The sequence below is a fragment of the Vibrio sp. OY15 genome (assembly GCF_000742455.1).
Lineage (GTDB): Bacteria > Pseudomonadota > Gammaproteobacteria > Enterobacterales > Vibrionaceae > Vibrio > Vibrio alginolyticus.
Map to the genome: position 1 here is coordinate 1 of NZ_JPIL01000006.1, position 24,433 is coordinate 24,433.

At 46.9% G+C, this 24,433-nt stretch carries 23 protein-coding genes; 14 read left to right on the top strand and 9 right to left on the bottom strand.

The window, feature by feature from the left end; genetic code table 11:
• Positions 1 to 49: 49 nt before the first annotated feature.
• Positions 50 to 211, top strand: coding sequence for a hypothetical protein (locus IJ23_RS25285; RefSeq protein ID WP_155396189.1), 162 nt, complete (start codon positions 50 to 52; stop codon positions 209 to 211).
• A gap of 499 nt (positions 212 to 710) precedes the next feature.
• Here the strand turns inward: IJ23_RS25285 and edd are convergent, their stop codons facing one another.
• Positions 711 to 2,507 (bottom strand): phosphogluconate dehydratase, encoded by a 1,797-nt coding sequence (gene edd, locus IJ23_RS07125; RefSeq protein ID WP_033905870.1) that lies wholly within the window; start codon positions 2,505 to 2,507, stop codon positions 711 to 713.
• On the bottom strand, positions 2,507 to 3,031 hold the full coding sequence (locus IJ23_RS07130) for a gluconokinase (RefSeq protein WP_033905875.1): 525 nt from the start codon (positions 3,029 to 3,031) through the stop codon (positions 2,507 to 2,509). Before IJ23_RS07130 ends, edd begins: the two co-directional genes overlap by 1 nt.
• Before the next feature lie 153 nt (positions 3,032 to 3,184).
• Here IJ23_RS07130 and IJ23_RS07135 point away from each other — a divergent pair, with 153 nt between their 5' ends.
• Complete coding sequence (locus IJ23_RS07135) at positions 3,185 to 4,561, top strand: GntP family permease (protein WP_012841240.1); 1,377 nt, start codon at positions 3,185 to 3,187, stop codon at positions 4,559 to 4,561.
• Between the two features lie 9 nt (positions 4,562 to 4,570).
• Positions 4,571 to 5,182 (top strand): bifunctional 4-hydroxy-2-oxoglutarate aldolase/2-dehydro-3-deoxy-phosphogluconate aldolase, encoded by a 612-nt coding sequence (locus IJ23_RS07140; protein ID WP_005394384.1) that lies wholly within the window; start codon positions 4,571 to 4,573, stop codon positions 5,180 to 5,182.
• A 105-nt stretch (positions 5,183 to 5,287) separates the two neighbouring features.
• On the opposite strand, the gene xapA is transcribed toward IJ23_RS07140, so the two are convergent.
• Positions 5,288 to 6,112: a xanthosine phosphorylase gene (xapA, locus tag IJ23_RS07145; protein WP_005379149.1), complete on the bottom strand. Its 825-nt coding sequence runs from the start codon at positions 6,110 to 6,112 to the stop codon at positions 5,288 to 5,290.
• A gap of 121 nt (positions 6,113 to 6,233) precedes the next feature.
• Here xapA and IJ23_RS07150 point away from each other — a divergent pair, with 121 nt between their 5' ends.
• Complete coding sequence (locus IJ23_RS07150; protein ID WP_005379156.1) at positions 6,234 to 7,139, top strand: LysR family transcriptional regulator; 906 nt, start codon at positions 6,234 to 6,236, stop codon at positions 7,137 to 7,139.
• Positions 7,140 to 7,220: 81 nt separating this feature from the next.
• Here IJ23_RS07150 and gorA read toward each other — a convergent pair whose 3' ends face one another.
• On the bottom strand, positions 7,221 to 8,576 hold the full coding sequence (gene gorA, locus IJ23_RS07155; protein ID WP_005379157.1) for a glutathione-disulfide reductase: 1,356 nt from the start codon (positions 8,574 to 8,576) through the stop codon (positions 7,221 to 7,223).
• Positions 8,577 to 8,835: 259 nt separating this feature from the next.
• A complete protein-coding gene (locus IJ23_RS07160) occupies positions 8,836 to 9,675 on the bottom strand; it encodes a 23S rRNA (adenine(2030)-N(6))-methyltransferase RlmJ (RefSeq protein WP_005379158.1) in 840 nt (279 codons plus the stop codon).
• 399 nt (positions 9,676 to 10,074) lie between these two features.
• Here IJ23_RS07160 and prlC point away from each other — a divergent pair, with 399 nt between their 5' ends.
• Entirely contained in the window at positions 10,075 to 12,117 is a 2,043-nt protein-coding gene (prlC, locus tag IJ23_RS07165; protein ID WP_033905877.1) for an oligopeptidase A, read from the top strand.
• A gap of 66 nt (positions 12,118 to 12,183) precedes the next feature.
• Here prlC and asnC read toward each other — a convergent pair whose 3' ends face one another.
• On the bottom strand, positions 12,184 to 12,648 hold the full coding sequence (gene asnC / locus IJ23_RS07170; RefSeq protein ID WP_005389595.1) for a transcriptional regulator AsnC: 465 nt from the start codon (positions 12,646 to 12,648) through the stop codon (positions 12,184 to 12,186).
• Positions 12,649 to 12,761: 113 nt separating this feature from the next.
• Here asnC and IJ23_RS07175 point away from each other — a divergent pair, with 113 nt between their 5' ends.
• The 3 genes from IJ23_RS07175 (at position 12,762) to IJ23_RS07185 (ending at position 17,515) form a co-directional block, all read left to right on the top strand.
• Entirely contained in the window at positions 12,762 to 15,887 is a 3,126-nt protein-coding gene (locus tag IJ23_RS07175; RefSeq protein WP_033905880.1) for an EAL domain-containing protein, read from the top strand.
• 89 nt (positions 15,888 to 15,976) lie between these two features.
• On the top strand, positions 15,977 to 16,756 hold the full coding sequence (locus IJ23_RS07180; RefSeq protein WP_033905881.1) for a class I SAM-dependent methyltransferase: 780 nt from the start codon (positions 15,977 to 15,979) through the stop codon (positions 16,754 to 16,756).
• A gap of 186 nt (positions 16,757 to 16,942) precedes the next feature.
• On the top strand, positions 16,943 to 17,515 hold the full coding sequence (locus IJ23_RS07185) for a hypothetical protein (protein WP_017635031.1): 573 nt from the start codon (positions 16,943 to 16,945) through the stop codon (positions 17,513 to 17,515).
• Positions 17,516 to 17,584: 69 nt separating this feature from the next.
• Here IJ23_RS07185 and IJ23_RS07190 read toward each other — a convergent pair whose 3' ends face one another.
• Positions 17,585 to 18,463, bottom strand: coding sequence for a carboxylate/amino acid/amine transporter (locus IJ23_RS07190; RefSeq protein WP_017635030.1), 879 nt, complete (start codon positions 18,461 to 18,463; stop codon positions 17,585 to 17,587).
• A 64-nt stretch (positions 18,464 to 18,527) separates the two neighbouring features.
• Positions 18,528 to 18,953: a universal stress protein UspA gene (gene uspA, locus IJ23_RS07195; RefSeq protein ID WP_005379165.1), complete on the bottom strand. Its 426-nt coding sequence runs from the start codon at positions 18,951 to 18,953 to the stop codon at positions 18,528 to 18,530.
• A gap of 282 nt (positions 18,954 to 19,235) precedes the next feature.
• Between uspA and ftnA the strand changes: the two genes are divergently transcribed.
• The 3 genes from ftnA (at position 19,236) to IJ23_RS07210 (ending at position 21,551) form a co-directional block, all read left to right on the top strand.
• Positions 19,236 to 19,763, top strand: coding sequence for a non-heme ferritin (gene ftnA / locus IJ23_RS07200; RefSeq protein WP_005379167.1), 528 nt, complete (start codon positions 19,236 to 19,238; stop codon positions 19,761 to 19,763).
• A gap of 91 nt (positions 19,764 to 19,854) precedes the next feature.
• Positions 19,855 to 20,178, top strand: a complete 324-nt coding sequence (gene uspB / locus IJ23_RS07205) for a universal stress protein UspB (protein WP_005379169.1) — start codon at positions 19,855 to 19,857, stop codon at positions 20,176 to 20,178.
• A gap of 179 nt (positions 20,179 to 20,357) precedes the next feature.
• Positions 20,358 to 21,551 carry an NAD(P)/FAD-dependent oxidoreductase gene (locus IJ23_RS07210; protein ID WP_005379170.1) on the top strand — a complete coding sequence of 398 codons (1,194 nt, stop codon included), beginning with the start codon at positions 20,358 to 20,360 and terminating at the stop codon, positions 21,549 to 21,551.
• Between the two features lie 93 nt (positions 21,552 to 21,644).
• Here IJ23_RS07210 and IJ23_RS07215 read toward each other — a convergent pair whose 3' ends face one another.
• Positions 21,645 to 22,988: a sigma-54 interaction domain-containing protein gene (locus tag IJ23_RS07215; RefSeq protein WP_005382945.1), complete on the bottom strand. Its 1,344-nt coding sequence runs from the start codon at positions 22,986 to 22,988 to the stop codon at positions 21,645 to 21,647.
• A gap of 436 nt (positions 22,989 to 23,424) precedes the next feature.
• Between IJ23_RS07215 and IJ23_RS07220 the strand changes: the two genes are divergently transcribed.
• From IJ23_RS07220 to IJ23_RS07230, 3 genes are read left to right on the top strand one after another with little or no spacing between them, the layout of a single operon-like run.
• Positions 23,425 to 23,976, top strand: a complete 552-nt coding sequence (locus IJ23_RS07220; RefSeq protein WP_005379174.1) for a BON domain-containing protein — start codon at positions 23,425 to 23,427, stop codon at positions 23,974 to 23,976.
• Between the two features lie 45 nt (positions 23,977 to 24,021).
• On the top strand, positions 24,022 to 24,198 hold the full coding sequence (locus IJ23_RS24055) for a DUF1328 family protein (RefSeq protein WP_005379177.1): 177 nt from the start codon (positions 24,022 to 24,024) through the stop codon (positions 24,196 to 24,198).
• Positions 24,199 to 24,206: 8 nt separating this feature from the next.
• Positions 24,207 to 24,404, top strand: coding sequence for a hypothetical protein (locus IJ23_RS07230; RefSeq protein ID WP_005379178.1), 198 nt, complete (start codon positions 24,207 to 24,209; stop codon positions 24,402 to 24,404).
• Positions 24,405 to 24,433: the final 29 nt, after the last annotated feature.

Sequence of the window (24,433 nt, forward strand, 5' to 3'; positions counted from 1 at the left end):
AGCAGTGACCAATCCTAAAGCTTGCCATTCTGAATAGCGAGGAACGAGTGTGATTCAGAATCTACCAACAAAAAGTGCAGTGGCAGAGGAGTTTTCTCTGACTTCACTGCACGCTGATATTAAATTCCTGATTTTGCTTAGGCTCGTCGGAATGACGGATTCATTCGTTTCTAGAAAGAACCGAGGCCAACTCCAAAGCTTGCCATTCTGAATAGCGAGGAACGAGTGTGATTCAGAATCTACCAACAAAAAGTGCAGTGGCAGAGGGGATTTTCTCTGGCTTCACAGCTCATTGATATTAGATTCCTGATCTCGCTTAGACTCGTCGGAATTACGGATTCATTCGTTTTTAGAAAGAGCGGTGGCCAATCTCAAAAACTCGTCATTCTGAACAGCGAGGGACGAGTGTGATTCAGAATCTACCAACAAAAAGTGCTGTGGCAGAGGAGTTTTCTCTGGCTTCACGCATTTTGCTATTAGATTCCTGATCTCGCTTAGGCTCGTCGGAATGACGGATTCATTCGTTTTTTAGAAAGAACTGAGGCTAATCCCAAAGCTCGTCATTCTGAACAGCGAGGGACGAGCGTGATTCAGAATCTACCAACAAAAAGTGCAGTGGCAGAGGAGTTTTCTCTAGCTTCACAACACGTTGATAGTAGATTCCTGATCTCGCCTAGGCTCGTCGGAATGACGAGGTCTTTCTTCTCGCCTTAAACAATAAAGCTTGCGCCTTCTTCTGCACTCGATACGTTTTGGCGGATCACGCTAAACAAGCCTCGTCCCCAAGTTTGTTGGGTCGATTCGGTATCGAAATGAATCAACTCGCGACCAGTGGTGTCGCTTAAGTTGTTCAGTTCGCCCGTTTGGCAATCAAGGCGAATCAAATCACCGTTGCGCACCAAACCAATCGCGCCACCACGAATGGCTTCTGGAGAAACGTGAATCGCAGACGGAATTTTACCGGATGCACCAGATAAACGACCGTCCGTCACTAGCGCGACTTTAAAGCCCGCTTTTTGCACGTTCCCTAAAATTGGCATCAGCTTGTGCAGTTCAGGCATGCCATTTGCCGCTGGGCCGTTGTGTGTGACCACAACGATGCAGTCTTTGTTCAGCTCGCCACGTTTGTACGCGGCCTCCACTTCGTGTTGGCATTGGAATACGATCGCAGGTGCCACAATCACGCGTTGCTCTTCTTTCACCGCAGACACTTTCACCACGGCTTTGCCCAAGTTACCGTGAAGTACGCGAGTGCCGCCGGTGTTTTGGAAAGTGGCGTCTGGTTTGGCGATCACGTCACCGTCTTGGCTGCCTTGGCACGGTGTCCAAGTCAGTTGGCCATCGACAAGGCTCGGCAGCGTCATTTGGTCTTCAAATTCACCAAACACGGGTTTCACATCGCGATGCAAAAGCTCGGATTGGTTCAAGCGGTGCAATAACGCGGGCACGCCCCCCGCGTCTTGGAACGCGTTCATATCGGCTGGGCCGTTCGGGTAAACGCGAGCTAACAAAGGAACCACATCCGACAGATCGCTGATGTCTTGCCACGTGAGCAAGATGCCAGCAGCACGCGCCACGGCGATCATATGAATGGTGTGATTGGTACTGCCGCCAGATGCGAGTAGAGCGATGATGCCGTTGACCAAGCTCTTTTCTGTGACCACTTCTGCCAACGGACGGAAGTGTGCAGAACCCGCCGTCATTGAGGCGATTTTCAGAGCCGCGTGATCGGTTAACGCTTTACGCAGTTGGGTATGGGGATGGATGAATGCCGAACCTGGCAGCATCAAGCCCATGGCTTCGAACACCAACTGGTTGGTGTTGGCTGTGCCGTAAAACGTACACGTCCCCGCAGAGTGGTAAGCGCGACACTCCATATCCAGCAGAGCGTCTTTGCCGACTTCACCCGCTGCGTATTTTTGGCGCACGTCGACTTTCTCTTCGTTGCTGATGCCTGTTGCCATCAGACCCGCTGGTACAAACGCAGTCGGTAGGTGCGCGTAAGACAGCGCGCCCATCAGTTGCCCCGGGGCGATTTTGTCACAGATGCCAAGCAGTAATGTGGCATCAAAGACATTGTGGCTCAAAGACAACGCCGTTGATTGCGCAATTAAGTCACGCGAAAACAGCGACATATCCATGCCTGCTTGACCTTGAGTCACCCCATCGCACATCGCTGGCACACAACCTGCGACTTGCGCTGTATGGCCGTAGTCCGCCAGTACTTGTTTGATTTGCGCTGGATAGTCTTGGTACGGCTGGTGGGCGCTCAACATGTCGTTGTAGGCGCTGATCAGCGCGAGATTGGCATGAGTAAAATCGAGAATATTTTTCTTTTCAGAAGAGCAAGAAGCGGCGACTGCATGGGCTAAGTTACCACAAGATAAACCAACACGGCCTTTGCCAGCTTCGGCTTGCACTTCGGTGCGAGCAAGAAAGGCAGCGCGCGCTTCGCGGCTGCGCTCGGTCAAGCGTTGTGTGACCTCAATAACAACAGAGTGAGTCATTACGCCACCTCGATCGCTTGCATTTTGATTAGCTCAGTAGCAGAGCGTTCCACCACGTCGCTGATGTCTCCGTCGATACTGACGATCAGAGTTTGAGGCTCGTTGTCTGGGCGCTCTAGTGTCTCGAATTGGCTCTTCACCATGTTTTCTTTCATGAAGTGGCCTTTGCGCATACGCATGCGATTAAGGATCAACTCCCTATCGCCATCAAGGAACAGGAAGGTCACGTTGTCGTTGCCTTCGCGGATCTGATCGCGGTAAATCTTTTTCAGTGCTGAACAGACAATAATGCCGTGTTCGTTTTTGCTTTCTAGGCTGTACGCCGCATCACGAATGCGTTCTAGCCATGGCTTGCGATCATCATCGTTCAGAGGCTGGCCCGATGCCATTTTCTGAATGTTCGCTCGTGGATGAAGATCATCACCATCAATGAATTTACGCCCTAGCTTTTTCGCTAGATGCTCACCAATTGTGCTTTTACCACTAGCACAAACGCCCATAACGATGACACTACTACCAGCCATAACTTATCCTCATAACCAAATTTGCGCGTGATCTCAATTTTTGAATTCACTTTAAAATATGGGTTTATCTTATTCATGTTATCGGTAACATGTTACCGGTAACTGAAATAAATGTGAACCATAACACAAACAATAATTCTTAAAGGTGAACCTATGGAGCAATTAACCCAAGCCCCAGATCCTACGTTCCTACTGACGATTGCAGGCCTTGCCATTGCAGCGTTACTCGTTCTGATCATTAAACTGAAAGTCCATGCTTTTGCTTCCCTTACTATGGTGAGTTTAGGCACAGCAATCGCCACTGGCGTTCCTTCTGAGAAAGTCGTATCGACCATGATGGGCGGCTTCGGCGGCACACTGGCTTCCGTAGCATTGCTGGTTGGTCTTGGTGCGATGATCGGTAAAATTCTTGAAGTGACTGGCGGTGCGAAAGTGCTGGCAGACACTTTGATTGGTCGCTTTGGTAAAGAGCGCGCACCATTTGCTTTGGGCGTCGCTTCATTACTGTTTGGCTTCCCAATCTTCTTCGATGCTGGCCTTGTAGTGATGATGCCAATCATCCTCAGTGTGGCGGCTCGTTTTGGTGGCTCACCAATTAAATACGCGTTGCCTGCAGCTGGTGCTTTTGCGGTTATGCACGCGTTTGTTCCACCACATCCAGGTCCGGTTGCAGCGGCCGAATTCCTTGGCGCAAACATCGGTCTGTTATTGGTGGTGGGTATTCTGGTAGCTATTCCAACTTGGTACCTTGGCGCTTACCTATTTGGTTTGTACGCGGGCAAAAAATTCGATATCCCACTATCTAAAGCCTTCTTTAATGGCGAAGCGATGGTGGATGAGCGCAACGCACCAAAATTTGGCACGGTTATGACCATCCTTGTGCTGCCAGTCCTGCTAATCTGTTTGGATACGGTATTGAACACACTGGCGGTTGCGGGTGTGATTGATGGTAAAACGGCACTGGTTGAGTTCCTACGTATGCTAGGTAAAACCCCAGTTGCGTTGCTGATCACTTTGATTGTCTGTCTGGCTGTGTTTGCCAAAGACTACGGCATGGCAAAACTAGAAAAATTATGTGGTGAGTCATTGGCTCCTATCTGTGGTGTTATCCTAGTAACGGGTGCAGGTGGCATGTTTGGCGGCGTACTGCGCTCAAGCGGTATTGGTGATGCACTGGCTGACGTTCTTACAGACACAGGTATGCCTGTGATTGTGGCGGCGTTTGTGATTTCAACTTGTCTGCGTGTTGCTCAAGGCTCGGCAACCGTAGCGCTAACCACTACGGCGGCTCTTATCGCGCCAGTAGTGGCAGCATCAACAGGTTTGAGTGAACTCGACCTTTGCTTTATCGTAATCGCGATTGCGGGTGGTGCAACGGTACTGTCTCACTTCAATGACTCTGGTTTCTGGTTGGTATCTCGTCTCCTTGAGATGGATGAGAAAACCACATTAAAAACTTGGACGGTAATGGAAACGTTACTTGGCGGTATCGCGTTTATTATCGTCGCAACATTAAGCTTTATTCTTTAGAGGTTCCCCATGACAACACTTGAACAACGATTAAGAGAAATCAAAATCGTCCCAGTTATCGCAATCAACGACGTAGCACACGCTCTGCCACTGGCAAAAGTGTTGGTAGAAAACGGTTTACCATGTGCGGAAGTGACATTCCGCACCGAAGCGGCGGCGGAGTCGATTCGCATCATGCGTGAAGCGTACCCAGAACTGTTGATTGGCGCGGGCACCGTTCTGACCACAGAACAAGTGGATATCGCAATCGAAGCGGGCGTGGACTTTATCGTTAGCCCAGGCTTCAACCCAACCACAGTGAAATACTGTCAGCAACGTGGTGTGACTATCGTACCGGGTGTAAACAACCCAAGCTTGGTTGAGCAAGCGATGGAAATGGGTCTGCGTACGTTGAAGTTCTTCCCTGCTGAGCCATCAGGCGGCGTAAACATGCTGAAAGCACTCACGGCGGTTTACCCAGTGGAATTCATGCCAACAGGTGGCGTAAGCCCATCCAACGTGGAAGATTACCTAGCGCTGAAATCGGTTGTGGCTTGTGGCGGTACTTGGATGGTGCCAACCGCAATGATGGACAACGGCGATTGGGAAGGCATTGCTGAATTGGTGCGCGCAGTTAAGTAAAACGCACAAACGGCTCCGAAATACCCCCGAACGTTAGAAAACGTGATGCGAAAAAGGGTCATCAAGTTACTTGATGACCCTTTTGCTTTTTGGAATGAAACGGCTTTAGAAGTGATGCTTCATAAAGCGCTTAATAAAGCGAATAAAATCTGCTTCGGCTAGCTTCGCGCACTTCAATGTTTGGGCGTGAGACAATTCTACATCTCCCAAGCCTTCTGCCATGTTGGTGATCGCACACACTGCCAATACGGGTAAGCCGCAATGCGCCGCAGAAATCACTTCTGGCACGACCGACATGCCCACCACATCACCACCGATGATTTGCATCATGCGGATTTCGGCTGCGGTCTCAAAGTTGGGGCCTGTGTAAGAGACAAACACACCTTCATTGAGGTGAATGCCATTGGCTTTGCCGACTTCAAACGCTTCTGCGCGCAGGTCTTTGTCGTACGCATTGGCGAGGCTGAAGAATCTCGGGCCGTACTCTTCATCATTCGGACCGATCATTGGCGATTCAGGCATGGTGTTGATGTGGTCATGAAATACCACCAGAGAACCGACATCAATACGCTCAGGGCGAAGTGAACCTGCCGCGTTGGTGACGAGCAAAAACTCACAGCCCAGCTTTTTAAAGGTGCGTACTGGTGTTGTCATGACCTTCATTGAGCCGTGTTCGTAGTAGTGACCGCGACCTTTCATGCACACTACGTCTACGCCGCCCATGGTGCCAAGTACCAACTCACCAGAGTGGCCTTGCACGGTGCTAACCGGAAAGCCTTCGAGCTCTTCGTATGGAATGACCACTTTGTCTTGTAGCTCGTCTGCCAATACGCCTAAGCCAGAGCCTAAAATAAACGCCGCTTTAGGTTGGAAGTTTGGTTTGCGTTCGCGAATGGTTTGTAGCGCGCCGATTACTGGATCGTGATTCATGTTAGTCACCTTCTGGTTGTGTGTTGATTCCATTGTGTGACTTTCTGCGCTGGTTATCTTTGCTTTATTCGCTACTATCATCCTTAAAAAGAGGATGATGAAATTCGCTAGGACTCTATGCATGAAGTCAGAACCATTTGAGCGCGTGACGCTGAAGATGCTGCGTTACTTTTACGAGGTCGCACAAACCAAGCATTTCACTAAGGCGGCCGAGAACCTCAATATCACCAATTCGCCGTTGAGCAATCGCATCAAAGAGTTGGAAGAGGTGCTTAACGTCAAACTGTTTGAGCGTGATTCAAGAAACGTCATGCTAACGGAGGCCGGACGATTGTTGGAGTCCAAATGCCAACTGATTTTTCAGACCTTGGATGTCTCGCTCAATCAAGTTCAGCAAGTGGGGTTGAACCAGAGAAATATCTTGCGAGTTGGTGTGGTAAGTAGCGCATTTTGGGGCGGATTTGATCGTCTGTTACAGCGCTTCCATGCTGAGCATGACACTTATCACGCCGACATTTTTGACCTTAACCCAGAGACGCAAAAGAAGCACCTGAGCGAGAAGAAAATCGATGTGGGCATCGTGCGTTTTGCCGATGCACTCAACATTTATCCGTATCAGTCGGTGTCTTTGGGCAAAGATGTGTTTGTGGTAGCAGTGTCGGAGCAACATGAGTTAGCCAGCAAATCTTTGCTGCGGCTCCAAGATTTAAAGACGTGTGAGTTTGCGTTTATGAGTTTGGCGAATTCTGCTTCGGCAAACTTCATCATCAATGCCTGTCTGCAAGAAGGCTTTTCACCCCATATTGGCAAACAAGTGGTGGAGCCAAGCACCTTGATGGCGTATGTGGCAAACAGCAATACCGTGACGTTGGTGCCGTCGACGTTTTCTCAGCATCATTGGCATGGGATTCGTTTTATCAAGCTGAAAGAATCACTGCGTGCAGACTTGTGTCTGATTCATGATGGTAAGCAGGAGAGTGCTATTAAAGCCGAGTTTATTCGCACATTATTAGAGAATGCGAGTTAAGCATGGGATAACAAAAAAAGGTCATCCTAAGATGACCTTTTCAAATGATTCGCTGAAATCAGCAATGCGATTAGCGCGTAATTAACGCATCGTTACGAACTCTTCTGAGCCCGTTGGGTGGATAGCCACAACAGAGTCGAAGTCTGCTTTGGTTGCGCCCATCTTCATTGCTACGCCGAAGCCTTGGATCATTTCATCTACCGTGAAACCGATGCCGTGCAGACCAACAACCGTTTCTTCTTCGCCCGCACATACAAGCTTCATCTTACATGGTTGACGGTGCTTAGTAACGGCGGTGTACATCGCCGTAAAGCCAGACGTGTAGACTTTGATATTGTCTTTGCCGTACTTCTCTTCCGCTTCTTGCGTCGTTAGACCGATAGTGCCGATTGGTGGGTGGCTAAATACCACAGTTGGTACCAAATCGTAGTCCATCTTCGCGTTTGGTTTGTTGTTGAAAAGACGCTCAGAAAGTTGACGACCCGCTTTCACTGCTACTGGTGTTAGTTCGATACCGCCTTCCATGATGTCACCCACACAGTAGATGCCTTTCACGTTAGTTTCTTGGTATTCGTCTACCTTGATGTAGCCTTTTTCGTTCGTTGCCACGCCGGTTGACGCTAGGTTGATTGCGTCTGTTGCTGGGTGACGACCGATTGCCCAAATCAGTTGGTCAACGTTTTGGCTCTCACCGTTTTCTAGGTGCAGAGTTAGGCTGCCATCGGCTTCTTTTACCACTTCTTTTGGTACAGAGTGGGTGTGCAGTTTTGGACCTTCTGCGTCCATTACTTCAACCAACGTATCGATGATCATTGGATCGAAGCTACGCAGTGGTGACTCTTTACGTACGAACAGGTGCGTTTCTGTACCTAGCGCGTGCAGTACGCCAGCAATTTCAACTGCGATGTAGCCTGCGCCAACAACCGCAACGCGTTTTGGTTGCTCTGCTAGGTCGAAGAAGCCGTTTGAATCGATGCCGTATTCAGCGCCTGGAATGTTTGGAATAGTAGGACGGCCACCAACCGCGATCAGGATGTGATCTGCTGTGTAGTGTTCACCGTTTACTTCGACAGTTTTTTCGTCAACAAACTTAGCAAAGCCTTTAATCACGTTTACTTTATTGTTGCCAAGAACGCGATCGTAAGATTGGTGAATACGACCAATGTACGCCTGACGGCTCTCAACCAGTTTGCTCCAGTCGAAACCTTTCACGTCGACATCAAAACCGTAATCTTCTGCGTACAGGTTCATTGCTTCTGCGATTTGCGCGCCATGCCACATCACTTTTTTCGGTACACAACCTACGTTGACACAGGTACCGCCAAGGTCTTGAGCTTCGATTAGCGCAACTTTCGCGCCGTACATCGCCGCACGGTTTGCTGATGCGATGCCGCCACTGCCGCCACCGATACAGATATAGTCAAAATGAGTCGCCATTACTTTCTCCAAGAGCTTATAAATTTTATCTGGTACATAGATAGATTGGGATGACCTTGCCCGAACTCAATGCCACCGTTATCCCACTATCATAAATCGAATTCGACTAATTCCTAAATGGGAAAAAGCGACAATACTTATGACAAATAGCGATGAGAGGCACAAAAAGAAGAATAAGCACGATTGGAGGGAGAAGGTGAGAGCATAAAAAAGCGCAACGAGAATATCGTTGCGCTTGAAGATATCAGTACTGAAGTGCTTACTCTGGCACAATCCAGTCCACTTTCCAGTGGCCAGTTGCTGGTGCGATCGCGTCTTGCAGGAATGGCAGAATCTCTTTCATCTGGCTTTCCAGTTTCCATGGCGGGTTAATCACAATCATGCCGGATGCCGTCATGCCGCGCTCGTTGGTATCTGGTGCAACACCTAACTCGATTTGCAGAATTTTACGAATGCCCAGTGCTTCCAAGCCTTCGATCATATCTTCGATGTCGTGGCGGTTTACCACTGGGTACCAAATCGCGTAGATACCGGTTGCCCAACGTTTATGGCTCTGATGAATCGCTCGCACCACATCGCGGTACTCTTTCGCGAGTTCGTATGGTGGGTCAATCAGCACCAAACCACGACGTTCTTGTGGCGGTAAGCTTGCTTTGAGGCGTTGGAATCCGTCTTCTTTGAAGATGCTCACTTGGCGATCACGATGGAATTCTTGCTCTAACAATGGGTGATCGGCTGGGTGCAACTCGGTCAGCACCATGCGATCTTGTGGGCGGATTTGCGCGCGCGCCACACGTGGTGAGCCTGGGTAGTAACGCAGTTTCTCGCCGTTGTTGAGCACTTTAATGGCATCGATGTAGCTTTTGATGTCTTCAGGAATGCTTGGGTTATCCCAAATACGTGCGATGCCTTGTTTGTATTCGCCCGTTTTTTCAGACCATTCGTGAGTCAGATCGTAACGGCCCACACCCGAGTGGGTATCGTGATAAACGAATGGCTTATCTTTTTGTTTCAGCGCATCAAGAATGAGGCTTTGAACGATGTGTTTGACCACGTCGGCATGGTTGCCAGCGTGGAAGCTGTGGCGGTAACTTAACAAATTAAACTCTCGAAACACTCTTTGGCTGAGTGTGGTCTGTGATTTTCACTCTATGGCGGTATTATACTCAAGTAACTTAAAGATGTAGAACTTCCAATCAAATCTGTTCCTCTGATAAGGGGACGCTATTGAAATTTCTTTAAGTCACCCACACTTACTATTGGTAATCGAATTGAACTAGGTGAGTTTCTCGCACTCAAAAGGGTGTGAAATCTCATTTAGGTATAACAAGACTCAAGGACAGAGTAGCGCTGGTTGACTATATGATGGTCATCGCGGCATAGAGAAAGGGAACGGAGCTCCCCCAATCCATGTTGCTGGCTCGTCTGTACATTGAGTTGGCCTATCTACATAAAATAGACAGGCAATCACAGAGTCAAAACACAAAAGGAATTATTCATGTCTAATCCTCTTCTGACGTTTACGGACCTACCTCCGTTTTCTCAAATTAAACCAGAACACATCAAGCCTGCCGTTGAGCAAGCGATTGCTGACTGCCGAGCAAAAATCGATGAAGTTCTACAAGACAACGCTCACCCAACTTGGGACAGTGTGATTGCGCCAATTGAAGAAGCGGATGATCGCTTAAGCCGCATCTGGTCGCCAGTGGGTCACATGAACTCGGTAGTGAACAGCGAAGAGCTACGTGAAGCTTACGAAAGTTGCCTACCAATTTTGTCAGAGTACGGCACTTGGGTTGGTCAGCATAAAGGGTTGTACGAAGCGTACAAAACCATCAAAGCGAGCGAAGAATTTGCAACGTTAACTCGTGCCCAGCAGAAAACCATCACTGATGCACTGCGTGATTTCGAGTTATCAGGCATTGGTTTGCCATCCGATGAGCAGCACCGTTACGGCGAGATCAGCAAACGTATGTCTGAGCTGAGCTCTAAATTCTCTAACAATGTGCTGGATGCCACCATGGGTTGGACCAAGCACATCACAGACGAGAAAGACCTAGCAGGTATGCCAGAATCGGCGCTGGCAGCAGCGAAAGCCGCTGCAGAAGCAAAAGAGTTAGATGGTTACCTAATTACGCTAGATATCCCATCTTACCTACCTGTCATGACGTACTGCGATAACCAAGAGTTGCGTAAAGAAGTGTACGAAGCGTACGTGACGCGCGCTTCTGATCGAGGTCCAAACGCAGGCAAATGGGATAACTCAGAAATCATTACTGAGCAGCTAAAACTGCGCCATGAAATTTCACGTATGCTAGGTTTCAATACTTACAGTGAAAAGTCGTTAGCAACAAAGATGGCTGAAACGCCGGATCAAGTGCTGGGCTTCCTGAATGACCTAGCGACACGAGCGAAACCGCAAGGTGAACGTGAAGTCGAAGAGTTACGTCAGTTTGCGAAAAGTGAGTTTGGTGTTGAAGAGCTGAGCGTTTGGGATATCGCTTACTACAGCGAGAAACAAAAGCAGCACCTGTTCCAAATTTCGGATGAAGAACTGCGCCCATACTTCCCAGAGTCAAAAGTCGTGAGCGGTCTGTTTGAAGTGCTAAACCGCGTGTTTGGCATGACCGTTACTGAGCGCGAAGGCGTAGACACTTGGCATGAGTCCGTGCGCTTTTTCGATATCTTTGATGCTGAAGGCTCACTCCGTGGCAGCTTCTACCTAGATCTCTACGCTCGTGAACACAAACGTGGCGGCGCGTGGATGGATGATTGTCGTGGTCGTCGCGTTACGCTATCTGGCGAGCTGCAAACGCCGGTTGCGTATCTAACGTGTAACTTCAACCGTCCAGTGGGCGACAAACCAGCACTGTTCACGCACGATGAAGTCGTGACGCTATTCCATGAGTTTGGTCATGGAATCCACCACATGTTGACGCAAGTTGATACAGGTGCTGTTTCAGGTATTAATGGCGTGCCTTGGGATGCGGTTGAGCTACCAAGTCAGTTCCTAGAAAACTGGTGTTGGGAAGAGGATGCGCTGGCGTTCATTTCTGGTCACTATGAGACAGGTGAGCCGCTACCTAAAGCGATGCTAGACAAAATGCTCGCAGCGAAAAACTTCCAATCTGCGATGGGTATTTTGCGTCAGCTAGAATTCGGCTTGTTCGACTTCACGCTTCACACCGAATATGACCCTGAAGTGGGTGCGCGTGTACTGGAAACTCTGGCGAAAGTGAAAGAGAAAGTCGCGGTAGTTCCTGCGGTTGAGTGGGCGCGTTTCTCACACAGCTTTGGTCATATTTTTGCTGGTGGCTACAGTGCGGGTTACTACAGCTACCTGTGGGCTGAAGTGCTGTCGTCAGACGCATATTCTCGCTTTGAAGAAGAAGGCATCTTCAACAAAGAGACGGGTCTAAGCTTCCTGAACAACATCCTAGAAATGGGGGGCAGTGAAGAGCCAATGGAGCTGTTTAAGCGCTTCCGTGGCCGCGAGCCACAAATCGATGCACTGTTGCGCCATTCGGGTATTGCGGCGTAAATTGAGCAAAAAACATCAAGGCCAACCGAACGGTTGGCCTTTTTTGTACATTTTTTATAAAAAATTTTACGGATTTACGTTGCGGTTGATCGGGTTCTGCAACGATATCAATGTCTCCGTGGACTGAACCTCATCAATGGCTTGCAGCTTGTCGATCAGTACAAATTGCAGCTCTTCAATCGATTTGCACATCAATTTGACGAATATGTTATACGCGCCCGTGGTGTAGTAAGCTTCAACGACTTCGTCGAGCGCGTTGAGTTTTTCTAACGCGGAGTGGTAATCACGAGCTGCATTGAGGTTAATACCAATAAAGCAGCACACATCGTAGCCAAGCTTTTTGGTATTGATGATCACCTCCGTTCCTTCGATGATGTCAGCCGACTTCATCTTCTCGATACGCACATGGATAGTGGCAGGGCTGACATCGAACTGCTTTGCCATTTCTGCGTAGGGCGTTCTGGCGTCAGCCATCAGTGTTTTTAATATTGCGCGGTCAAGGTCGTCGAGTTTCGGCAGGCTCGCATTCATACTATGATTTCCGTTAGGGATAGAGTTTTACCTCCCTTTTATACTCATAGCGGATAGGATTCACAAGGTTTGGCAGGAGTAACTGCGGGTTAACTCCGAGCTATGGAGATAATGTGCAGCGTTTTCTGGTTATTGCCGCGCTATGTTGGAGCGCGTTTGCTACGGCCTCAGATCCGAAGGTGTTGGTCGTGCACTCCTATCATCAGGGTTTTTTCTGGACGGACTCCATACAGCGAGGCATCGAGCAACAGCTGGGCGATCGAGCGCTGGACATGCGTGTGCTCTATCTAGACTCGAAACGTAACCAGAGTGAGCAGTTTTTTGCACAACTAAAATCCTTGTATCTTACGAAATTACGCAAAGAGCGATTCGATGCCATTTTAGTGAGCGATAACAATGCGCTTGAACTCATGCAGCGTTTAGCCCCAATCATCAAAGACACCCCAGTTATATTTAACGGCATTAATAACTACCATCCTTCTTTACATCGTTCTCTGAATGCAACCGGAGTCATGGAAGATGTCGATTTGGAAGCGAATCTCGCTCTTATTGAGCGCTTACATCCGAACTACACACAAGTTCTCATCGTCAGTGACCACTCGGTGACCGGTGAGGTGTTGCGTTATCAAATCGACAATTTTGTCCTCAAGTTCCCGCAATATCGAGACAAAATCGTACAACTTGTCCCAGACAGCATCATCGATCTAAAACAACAAGTCGCAAAACTGAGTTCCAATAAAGTCGTCTTGTTCTGGACCTATTACCGAGATAAACAAGGTATGGTTGGCAGCGAGCGTGACTGGGTTGGTGTCAACAAAGTCTCAAACGCGCCGCTGTTTATGGTGCATGACATTGGTTTGGGCCATGGCGCAGTTGGAGGGGTTATTCAAAGTGGTTATCGGCATGGTATTGAGAGCGCAGAGATGCTTGAGTTCGTTTTGGATAACCCTGATCAGCCTCTGCCTGCGGTGAAAAAAAGTGATTCTGAAATAAAGCTCGATTACCAAGCGGTAGCGCGTTGGGGATTGGGGGCTGAACAAGAGGTTTCTGCGGTATTTTTTAATAAGCCAATGAAGCTTTCTGAACGTTTTGCCAAGGAAATTCGCCTGTTTGGTAGCCTGTTTGTGGTGATGTCGGTGGTCATTTTGCTGATGGGTTATTATTTACAGCGGATGCGTCGAAGTGAGAGCGCTGCGCGAGAAAGCCAGGCTATTCTAGAATCGATTTTCGATCAGAGCATGCAGTATATGGGCATTTTGGATGCCAACGGTGTGCTTAAATCGGGCAACGATCACCTTCAATCCTTACTTTATCACCAAGGACTGCGTTTAGACCGACCACTTTGGTTTCACCCCAACTGGAGTGAAAAAGCACAAGCGTTGCTTGAGGAGTATTTCCACGCGCCTCACCATCAAGTGTCGACGTTTGAAGCTGAAATTTGGAGTAAAGAACACGGCGCCTTGGTATTAGAAGTTTCGCTCAAGCCTTTTTCTCAGCAAGTAGGGAATCATAAGCAATACTTGTTTGAAGCGCGCGATATTACCAGTCGTAAATTGATGGAGGACAAGCTCTACCAACGTGAGTCAACCCTACGCAACTATTACGAGCAGCAGCCCGTGATGATGGTGACGCTTGATAGTAATAACCGAATTCAAGAAGTGAATCGATTTGCTCAACTACTTCTTGGCTACAAACCGATGGACATGCTCGGACATCGCCTGAGGGAGTTCTATTTTGATGACAAAGTGCTGTTCCCTCGCCAAGTGTTATTGCAACCCAACCAGCAAGTGCATGGTGTTTGGCGACGTGAAGTCGAGTATCGTCATGCAAATGGTCATCGTGTTTGGGTGCGCGAGAATATTCGTCCGCTGAGTGAATCTGAGCAACTACTGATTGTGGGCGAAGATATTACCGAAACCAAACTGCTTTCCGAGAAATTGGAATACCAAGCTCGCTATGACTTACTGACGGGGACTTACAACAGAAACCATTTTGAACTAGAGCTTAAGACCGCACTGTGCGAAGTGGACAGCCATCGTCGAGTCCACGCCATGTTGTACCTCGACTTAGATCAACTAAAAGTCCTCAATGATACGGTTGGGCATGATGCAGGTGATGCGGCGATTCAATTCTGCGCCAGTATGCTGGAAGGCGTTCTGCCGTACAATTCCATCTTGGCTCGAATGGGAGGCGATGAGTTTGCGGTGTTACTCAAAGACTGTGACGAATATGGCGCCATCAATATTGCCAAACTGATCATCTCGACACTAAGCGAACACCTCTTTATTTGGGAAGACACACGCCTGTTCATCAGTTGCTCAATTGGTATCCGTATCATCGATCATACCGCTGATACGCCACAAATGGTGCACGCTCAAGCAGACTCTGCTTGTCACGCCGCTAAAGAGCAAGGCCGTAACCGCTATAATCTATTCAGCTTAGATAACGAAGAGTTGCAGCGTCGTCAGATGGAAATGCAGAGCGTCAATTTGGTGCATGAGGCATTGTCGAATCAACGTTTAGAACTGTTTGCTCAACCGATAAAAAGCTTACAAAAGCACGAGACTCAAATGTATTTTGAGATTTTGGTGCGTATTCGCAATGGGTACGGTGATTATGTTTCTCCTGCGCTGTTTATCCCTGCTTCCGAGCGTTACAACATTGCCCATTGGATTGATAAGCAGGTTATTACTCAAACACTAGAGTGGTTTGAACAGCGTCCTGAGGTGGTTGAACAGCTTGGTCGCTGTTCGATAAACCTTTCAGGTCAATCTATGGGGAATCAAGAGTTTATAGACTTCTTATTGGAGCGATTGGAAAGTTCGACTCTGCCGTGTGAAAAAATCTGCTTAGAAATCACCGAGACAGCGGCGATGAGCAATCTGGATCAAGCCATTGAGCTGTTTACCAAGCTAAAGGCTTTGGGTTGTATGATTGCATTGGATGATTTCGGATCTGGATTGTCTTCATTTGGCTACTTAAAGAAACTTCCTGTCGATATCGTGAAAATTGATGGTCTTTTCGTGCAAGATATCAACGTAAATGAAATGGACCGCGTGATGGTTCGTTCAATCAATGACTTGGCGAAGCAACTAGGTAAAGTGACGGTGGCGGAGTTTGTCGAAAATGACCAGGTTATGCAGCATTTGATAGACCTCGGTGTGGACTACGGTCAAGGCTACGGTATTGGTCATCCTAAGCCGCTTTCTGAGCTAGTGGAGCAACTGACGGTTGTATAACCTCTGCGTAGCAAGCTCAACCTAGCATTAATAGGTAACTTAGGTATACACTCAGCGCCAGTTACCTCGATTTTTATTGGAGCCTCCTTTTGCAACTGCAATTGATCTGTGAAAACCCGTCTCAACAATCTCATCTTGATGAACTCGCTGCGCGTTGGCAGCTTTCTCACACTGACGATAGCGATTTTGCTTTGGTGCTAACCACCGAGCGTTTGGAGCTACGTAAAGTGGATGAGCCAAAGCTGGGTGCAATCTTTGTGGATTTGATTGGTGGTGCGGTAGGTCATCGTCGCAAGTTCGGTGGTGGTAAAGGCCAAGCAATTGCGAAAGCTGCGGGGTTGAACAAAGGGGTAACGCCAACCGTGTTAGACGGCACGGCAGGTCTTGGTCGTGATGCGTTTGTGCTCGCCTCGCTAGGTTGTAAAGTGCAGATGGTCGAGCGTCATCCAGTCGTAGCGGCTTTGTTAGATGATGGCTTGGATCGAGCGAAACAAGACCCAGAAATCGGCACCTGGGTATCTGAGCGCATGTCGCTAATCCATGCTTCTAGCCATGATGCGCTGGAACAATTGGCGCAAGATAAAGACTTTGTCCAGCCAGATGTGGTGTATCTTGACCCGATGTATCCGCACCCAGAAAATAAAAAGAAGTCGGCGCTCGTAAAAAAAGAAATGCGCGTTTTCCAATCGTTGGTTGGCGCCGATTTGGACGCCGATGGCCTACTAGAACCAGCCATGGCGTTAGCCACAAAGCGTGTAGTAGTTAAACGCCCAGACTATGCTAACTGGCTGAACGAGAAAAAACCGACCATGGCGATTGAAACGAAAAAAAATCGCTTCGATGTCTACGTTAAAGCATCGATGGCATAACTTCCTGACGGCTCAACTTTTCTTGTCACAGTATGGTGTATCGTGCTGTGACTCAGCCTCTCTTTCCTCGTCTCTATTGATAGTTTTCTCTTGCTAATTCCCTTCCCTGACTGTATATCTAACTAAGAATTATTATTATTTCACTTGTTGTGATGCTGTCGATAATTGGGAAGCTGGAGTAGTCGAATGTCTAAACGCTTATGTAAGATGAACCGCAAACAAATTGCGGCCAACTTGGGTGACATTCACCGTTTGGTCGTCGCACCTAAGTTCGTTTGTCGCTCTTGTGCACGCTCTTCCGCTTCTAAAGACTCATTGTGTAAGCCTGCCGCAATTCCTCCACAAAAATGCCAAGACAAGCCGTTAAACGAGCAACAAGCATGCGGTTTGTTAGCTGAAGCGCTGCCTGCGCAATCCATTTCCGTCACGTCAAAACACAGCGCAGAAAAGGCGGCGATCGTGAAACGTGTGGTCGAGCGAGTGAAAGAGAAGAAACAAGCCGCGAAAGTGGTGACACCAGTGTCGATGGCGGCTCCTGCACTGTTTGATTTGGCCGATAAAAAATCGCTCAAGAAAGCGAAAAAAGCACTGAAAAAGCACTATAAGCAGCAAAAGAAGTTGCTAAAAGTGGCGAAAAAACAACAAAAGTTACTTAAGCGTCAGCGTAAACTGGAAGCGCGTAATGCGAAACTAGAAGTGTTGCTGCCAACGCCACCTAATGCTTTGATGAACGCAATCTCACAAGCCAAAGTGCATTAATCAAATAAAAAAACGCTCTCCAGTCGGAGAGCGTTTTTTATTGTCGAAATGTTTATAGGATTAGCTGCGTTACTTATTGGCGTAGCTCATCTCTACGCGCTTTTTCACCCAGGTTTCGTTAATCCATAGGGATAGCATGATGATCGCACCGCCAATGGCGAGTCGCATGACATCAACATCGCGGTTCCAAATCACAATGTTTACAATCAAGCCCGCCGGAACCAATGCATTGTTCATTACTGCCAGTGCACCTGCGTTCACCATAGTCGCGCCTTTGTTCCAAGCAAAGTAACCAAAACCAGAAGCAATCAACCCAAGGTATGTCAGAATGCCCCATTGTGTTGCAGTGGTAGGTAGTTTGTCGAGGTTACCCATGAGCGCGAAAGCCACGGTTGCTACACAAAGTGCACCTAAGTAGAAGTAGCCAAACACGGTGTGTTGTGGCAAATCGACGGGTTCACTCTCCATGATATATTTGTAGCCCACCTGACCGATGGCAAAGCAGAGGTTTGCTCCTTGTACGACCAAAAAGCCCAGTAGGAAATCTTCATTAATGCCTGCAAATTTAATCCAGGCGGCACCAAATACGGCTATTGCAGCGGTAACTAAGTACCAAGGTGAAAAGCGACCTTTCAAGAAGTCATAGATTAGCGTGACGTAAATGGGTGTGAATACGGTGAACAGCAATACTTCTGGCACGGAAAGGAGCAAAAAAGATTGGTAGTAGAAGCAATACATCAAGCCGAGCTGGAAGCCACCGACGGTCATCAGTTTCGCGATCAGGGGTTTGCTAACGCCACGGAATTTCAAAAAGGGAATGAAAACCAGGCTCGCCAGTGCCACGCGCATGAACACCGAGAACCAAGAATCAACCTGACCGGCGAGGTAAACGCCGATCAGGCTAAATGAGAATGCCCAAAGTAGGGTAACTGCGGATAGATAAGCCATGGATGAGAATCTTTATCAACAACAAATGTGCCCGCAGTCTAACCAAGTTTTATCGCTGCGCCAATCAGTCTTTTAGCGGTACGACCAGCATATCGACTGGTGAGCAGTTAATCAGCTGTCGAGTCGAAGATAGAATCTTGCTCCAGAAATCTTGGTGATGACCACAAACCACCAAATCAATACTGTAATCTTGAATGGTATCGCACAGCTCATTACTCAAATCGCCACTACCGACTAAAGTATGGGCAATTGGGTATTGCGCATATTCAGCGAAGTTTGCCAATTGTGTGCGCGATGCTTCCATTGCTTGATGTTGCGCTTCTGCCATATTGATATCGATAAGCCCGGTGTAGAGTTCTGCGTAGTTCACGTCGATGTGAATAAAAGAGACTTTCGCATCCAGAGGTTTAGCCAGTGATACGGCTTTCTTAATCAACACTTTACTGTCGTCTGAAAGGTCGACTGCCACAAGTATGTGTTTGTAACTCATATTGCTATCTCCTTGTAAGGTCATAGTTTTAGATTAGCACCAACCCCAAAAAAAATTTGCTGAAGTGATCTCATATCGGTGCCGTAGGTACAAAGTCTTGTCTCAGTAATCATGTTATAGTGGCGTTATACCCAAGTGACTTTGATATGCTGAAATAAGCGTAGTGTTACTGACTAGAGTTGAAGTGAAACTTCGCCGTGTCTGCCAGACCAAGCTATTCTCGCAGCGTCATTTATTTCGAGGTTACTTGGGTATATTGCATGCACAATAATAGGAGTTAACATGCTGTCTCAAACTATGGTCGAACAATTGAATGAGCAAATTAACCTAGAATTTTTCTCATCCAATCTATACTTACAAATGAGTGCTTGGTGTGAAGACAAAGGTTTTGAAGGTGCGGCTGAATTTTTACGCGCTCACGCCGTAGAAGAAATGGAGCACATGCAACGCCTATTCACTTACGTGAGTGAAACTGGCTCAATGCCAATCTTAGGCGCTATTGATGCGCCAAAGCATGACTTTGCGAGCCTAGGTGACGTTTTCCGCGAGACATTTGAACATGAGCAAATGATCACGGAAAAAATCAACAAACTGGCGCACGTTGCATTTACAAGCCAAGACTACTCAACATTTAACTTCCTACAGTGGTACGTGTCAGAACAGCACGAAGAAGAGAAGTTGTTTAAAGGGATTTTAGATAAGATCGAACTGGTAGGTGAAGACGGTAAAGCGTTGTTCTTCATTGACAAAGATCTAGCACAAATGGCGAAAGAAGGTTCATCTTCAATCATGGATGCTCCAGCTGCGTAAACGCGTTTTGGGACGTTGTAAGTAGCGGGTAAAGACGAAGTGTTGGTCGTCTTTTTCTCTTGAGCATTGTTGAAGATGTAGGGAGGAAAAGATGATCAGTGGAGACACAATCTTATTTGCGCTAATGGTGGTAACTGGAGTTAATATGGTCCGGTATCTCACCGCTCTTCGTTCTCTAATTTATATCATGCGTGAAGCGCATCCGCTGTTATATCAGCAAGTTGATGGTAATGGTTTTTTTACTACTCATGGAAATGTCACCAAGCAGGTGAGGTTGTATCACTACATTAAAAGTAAAGAATATCATCATCACCACGATGAAATTTTTACTGGTAAGTGTGAAAGAGTGCGTGAATTGTTTGTTCTATCGACCGCGTTGCTCGGCGTGACGCTACTTGCGGCCTTCATTCTCTAAGAGTCAATAATCCAGAAGTTGTTCTGTCTGAGATTTTGCGGACATACAGAGCGCTTAGAGTTTAAGCGCTTTTCCCTTTCGGTATTTGTCGGTAGAATGTCGCGCCTAGAAAGCAAGGATGTGCAATGTGCACATCCTTTTTTATTTTGATTTGATACCAATCAGTCTAAGAGCTACCGATGAGTAAGAAATTTGATGTTGTTGTAATTGGCGCAGGCGCAGCAGGTTTAATGTGTGCTGCAGAAGCAGGCAAGCGAGGCCGCCGTGTTTTGGTGCTCGATCATGCTAAAAAGCCAGGACGTAAAATCCTTATCTCGGGCGGTGGTCGTTGTAACTTCACTAACTACGACGTTTCAGCTAATCACTATTTGTGTCAAAACCCGCACTTTGTTAAGTCGGCGCTCTCCCAATACACTAACTGGGATTTTATCTCGATGGTGTGTAAACATGGCATTGAGTTCGAAGAGCGTGATCACGGCCAGTTGTTTTGTGTCGAAGCATTTACGGCCAAAGATATCGTGAAGATGTTGTTAGCTGAGTGTGACATGCCGAACATCGAGCAGCGTTACCAATGCGATGTTCATTCGATTGAAAAAATTGATGAAGGCTTTCGTTTGCATGCTGGTACTGAGATTGTCGAATGTGAGTCTTTAGTTATCGCAACAGGTGGCTTGTCGATGCCAAAACTGGGAGCGACACCATTTGGTTATAAAGTCGCGGAACAATTTGGTCTTCGAGTTATCCCAACCACGGCAGGGCTTGTACCATTTACTCTGCATAAAGAAGACAAAGAAGACTTTGCTGAGTTATCTGGTATCGCGGTACCTGCGGAAATTACGGCTGAAGATGGCACCATGTTCAAAGAAGCCCTGTTGTTCACACATCGTGGGTTATCTGGTCCAGCAGTGTTACAGATTTCTTCATTCTGGCGGGCCGGACAAAAGGTGTTGATCAATCTTGTGCCAAACGATGATGTTGCTGAGTTATTAGAACGCAGTCGTGAGAAGCATCCAAATCAGTCACTCAAGAATACGCTTGCCAAAGTGCTGCCTAAGCGTCTGGTTGAAGTCTTAATTGAACGTAAAGAGCTAGTCGATAAACCGCTAAAACAGTTCAATCAAAAGGAGCTTGCGGCGATTGTGGAGCGTCTAGAGCATTGGGATATCGCCCCGAATGGCACTGAAGGCTACCGAACTGCGGAAGTGACACTCGGCGGTGTCGATACTGATCACTTATCCTCGAAAACCATGGAATGCAAAGACATTAAAGGGCTTTATTTTATTGGTGAAGTGATGGATGTGACTGGTTGGCTAGGGGGCTACAATTTTCAGTGGTGCTGGTCGAGCGGTTTTGTTGCGGGTCAGTGGGTTTAATCAAACACCAAACGCAGCCTAACTGCATAAAAGATAAGATACAAAAAAAGCACTGAGTTTTATTCAGTGCTTTTTTTGTATTCCCATAGCGAGTTACTCGTCTTGATACTTTTCGAGTTTGTTATAGAGCGTTTTCACGCTAATGCCTAACTCCTGCGCTGATTCCGTTTTATTGCCTTGATTCTCTTCAAGGGTATTGAGAATGGCGGCTTTTTCTAGCTCTTCTAGTGAAACGCCCGCCGGAACAAGGTCTTCGATGCTGGTGCCTGTTTCCAATGGTGGTGTGTCGAAGATCAGGTGTTCATCTCGGATGGTGTCATCAGCCAAAATAAATGCACGCTCGATCGTGTGTTTGAGCTCACGGACATTACCTGGCCAGTCGTGTGCAGCGATTTTTTGGATCGCAGAGTCAAGAATCGTTTTGGTTTTTGCCTCATTGGCGTTGCGGTGCGCGATAAAGTGCTTGGCCAGACCGACGATATCACCGCCTCGTTCTCGCAGTGGCGGTATCGTTAATGGGAAATGCGATAACCGGAAAAACAGATCTTCACGCAGGAACTGCTCCTCAATGGCGATTTTAGGATCACGGTTTGTAGCAGCAATGATGCGAGTATTAGCGATATGAACTGTATTACTGCCAACTGGGCGATACTCTCCGGTTTCTAGCACCCGCAATAGCTTCACTTGATGCTCGATAGGCATCTCGGTGATTTCATCTAAAAATAGTGTGCCGCCCTCTGCCTGCTTAAATACACCTTGGTGAGTTTTATTTGCTCCGGTAAAAGCGCCTTTCTCATGACCAAACAGTTCACTATCAACCAATTCAGGGCTAATGGCACCACAGTTAATCGCTATAAAGGGCTGTTGTTTACGCTCACTCGCTAAGTGGATGGTCTGCGCCACCAGTTCTTTGCCTGATCCACTTTCACCGACAATAAGGACGTTGGCTTCTGTTTTAGCAACGCGCCTGATCATACGATAGAGCTGATGCATCGGAGAGGAAGATCCGACCAAAAGACCAAATTGGTCAAGATCGCTGGTGGACACTTTACGCCCTTGATCTTGTTTGTGTTGATAGTACTGGCTGACTTCGCTCAGGGTGTCCGTCAGAATGGCAATATCAACGGGCTTTCTGTAGTGAAAAATAGCACCCAAGTTCATCAGTTTATCCAAGTTCTCGTTTGGAGCGCCTGAGCTAATGATGATCAAGTCCATATCGTAGATGTCTTCGATATTAGAAAGACGTTGATAATCTGCACTAGTAAAGTGGGCGACTTCAACAATCGCAACTTCCGGTTTGAGTTGTAGGAAATCTTCAATCCATTGGTCTGCGGCATCGATGTCATGCAGACGAAATTTGTTCAGTTCCTGGCAAGAAGCGATGGCATTTTTAAGTGATGGATCTTGTATTCTTAGAAACAGGCTTGGCATCGACATAGAAATGTCCTCTTTACTATGACAGAAACAATGTACGTGGATTATTCTCACTTCACAAGACAAAATATTGTCAGCATAGATTTAAGGATTTGTTCGGTATTTTTATGTTGTTAGCCCCTTTTTGATATATATCGGTGAGAGCCATCAGTAGATATTTCCTTTTGTTCAGATTTTTATTTTTAAAATAATAATTTTGCTATTAATTGATCCTGGAGAAATAGCCTTTCTGTTTTATCAGGTTATTTCTGCACAAGTGGCGGAGGCTTTATCACCGATTAAAAATTACATTTTTTACGTGTAAATAATTCATGCTTATACTTTATTGCTCATCTCATTTTTACCTCTTTCCTTTATTAGTCACTTAAAAACAATGAGTTATAAAGTTGGCACATGGTTTGCTCCTAGGGAAGTGCAACGTCAATAAAGGAGAATTACCATGAATAACATCGCAGCTAAAATTGTACTTACGTCAGTTCTTGCTACTTCATCTACAGCAGTCTTAGCGAGTGATAAATGGGAAAAAGAATCCATGGACGCTTGGCTAGATGGTAAAGCTGAAACCACACTACTGCTAAACAGCAATCTCAACTCTTTTGATATCAATACCGATGTAGAGAATCAGGTCGTTACCCTTTCTGGTTCGGTAAACAATGATCTTGAAAAATCACTTGCCGAAGAGCTTGTTACTGGTCTTGATGGTGTGAAAAAAGTAAACAACGAATTGTCAGTAGTGAATGAAGGCAAGAAAGAAACTGATTCAGAAGCTTTAGCTACACTGACCGATTCTAAAATCACGACTATAGTTAAAACGCGCCTACTAATGGATACCAATGTGAGTGGTACGGATATTGATGTAACGACAGAACGCAAAACGGTAACGTTGGCAGGTAAAGTTAATTCAGATGCGGAGCATGATCTTGCAATTTCAATTGCAAATAACACCAATGACGTAAATAAGGTGATTGATAAGCTAGAAGTGGTTCAATAATAGCGAGCCGAGTGATTTAACCCACTTTTATTAGGAGGTAACACTATGGTTCGTTGGATGTTTATTTTTCTGGCACTGGCACTAATTTCTGCACTATTAGGCTTTACCGGTATTGCAGGAGCTGCTGCCTCTATCGCGCAAGTGATATTTTACCTATTCCTATTGTCATTAATTGTATCAATAGTGATTGTTCTGCTGGGAAGAAAAAACGTAAATAGATAGGAGATTCCATGCGACTTACGTCATTTATTTACCGTATCGCCGCAGTATTCGGTTTGGTGTTTGCGTTGGCAGCTTGTAGTGAAGAAGGGCCAATGGAACAGGCCGGCAAAAAGATAGATGAAGCCGCCGAAGAAACCCAAAATGCGATTGAAGATGAATGTGAAAACATTAAAGAAAACCTAAACGCTGAAGACCAAGACTGTTAGCCGAATCAGGTTAGGTTTTTACGCATAGC

Excerpts from the sequence above, each read along its gene's own strand:
- edd (WP_033905870.1), bottom strand. The coding sequence starts at position 2,507 with ATGACTCACTCTGTTGTTATTGAGGTCACACAACGCTTGACCGAGCGC.
- IJ23_RS07130 (WP_033905875.1), bottom strand. The coding sequence starts at position 3,031 with ATGGCTGGTAGTAGTGTCATCGTTATGGGCGTTTGTGCTAGTGGTAAA.
- IJ23_RS07135 (WP_012841240.1), top strand. The coding sequence starts at position 3,185 with ATGGAGCAATTAACCCAAGCCCCAGATCCTACGTTCCTACTGACGATT.
- IJ23_RS07140 (WP_005394384.1), top strand. The coding sequence starts at position 4,571 with ATGACAACACTTGAACAACGATTAAGAGAAATCAAAATCGTCCCAGTT.
- xapA (WP_005379149.1), bottom strand. The coding sequence starts at position 6,112 with ATGAATCACGATCCAGTAATCGGCGCGCTACAAACCATTCGCGAACGC.
- IJ23_RS07150 (WP_005379156.1), top strand. The coding sequence starts at position 6,234 with ATGAAGTCAGAACCATTTGAGCGCGTGACGCTGAAGATGCTGCGTTAC.
- gorA (WP_005379157.1), bottom strand. The coding sequence starts at position 8,576 with ATGGCGACTCATTTTGACTATATCTGTATCGGTGGCGGCAGTGGCGGC.
- prlC (WP_033905877.1), top strand. The coding sequence starts at position 10,075 with ATGTCTAATCCTCTTCTGACGTTTACGGACCTACCTCCGTTTTCTCAA.
- asnC (WP_005389595.1), bottom strand. The coding sequence starts at position 12,648 with ATGAATGCGAGCCTGCCGAAACTCGACGACCTTGACCGCGCAATATTA.
- IJ23_RS07185 (WP_017635031.1), top strand. The coding sequence starts at position 16,943 with ATGTCTAAACGCTTATGTAAGATGAACCGCAAACAAATTGCGGCCAAC.
- IJ23_RS07190 (WP_017635030.1), bottom strand. The coding sequence starts at position 18,463 with ATGGCTTATCTATCCGCAGTTACCCTACTTTGGGCATTCTCATTTAGC.
- uspA (WP_005379165.1), bottom strand. The coding sequence starts at position 18,953 with ATGAGTTACAAACACATACTTGTGGCAGTCGACCTTTCAGACGACAGT.
- ftnA (WP_005379167.1), top strand. The coding sequence starts at position 19,236 with ATGCTGTCTCAAACTATGGTCGAACAATTGAATGAGCAAATTAACCTA.
- uspB (WP_005379169.1), top strand. The coding sequence starts at position 19,855 with ATGATCAGTGGAGACACAATCTTATTTGCGCTAATGGTGGTAACTGGA.
- IJ23_RS07210 (WP_005379170.1), top strand. The coding sequence starts at position 20,358 with ATGAGTAAGAAATTTGATGTTGTTGTAATTGGCGCAGGCGCAGCAGGT.
- IJ23_RS07215 (WP_005382945.1), bottom strand. The coding sequence starts at position 22,988 with ATGTCGATGCCAAGCCTGTTTCTAAGAATACAAGATCCATCACTTAAA.
- IJ23_RS07220 (WP_005379174.1), top strand. The coding sequence starts at position 23,425 with ATGAATAACATCGCAGCTAAAATTGTACTTACGTCAGTTCTTGCTACT.
- IJ23_RS24055 (WP_005379177.1), top strand. The coding sequence starts at position 24,022 with ATGGTTCGTTGGATGTTTATTTTTCTGGCACTGGCACTAATTTCTGCA.
- IJ23_RS07230 (WP_005379178.1), top strand. The coding sequence starts at position 24,207 with ATGCGACTTACGTCATTTATTTACCGTATCGCCGCAGTATTCGGTTTG.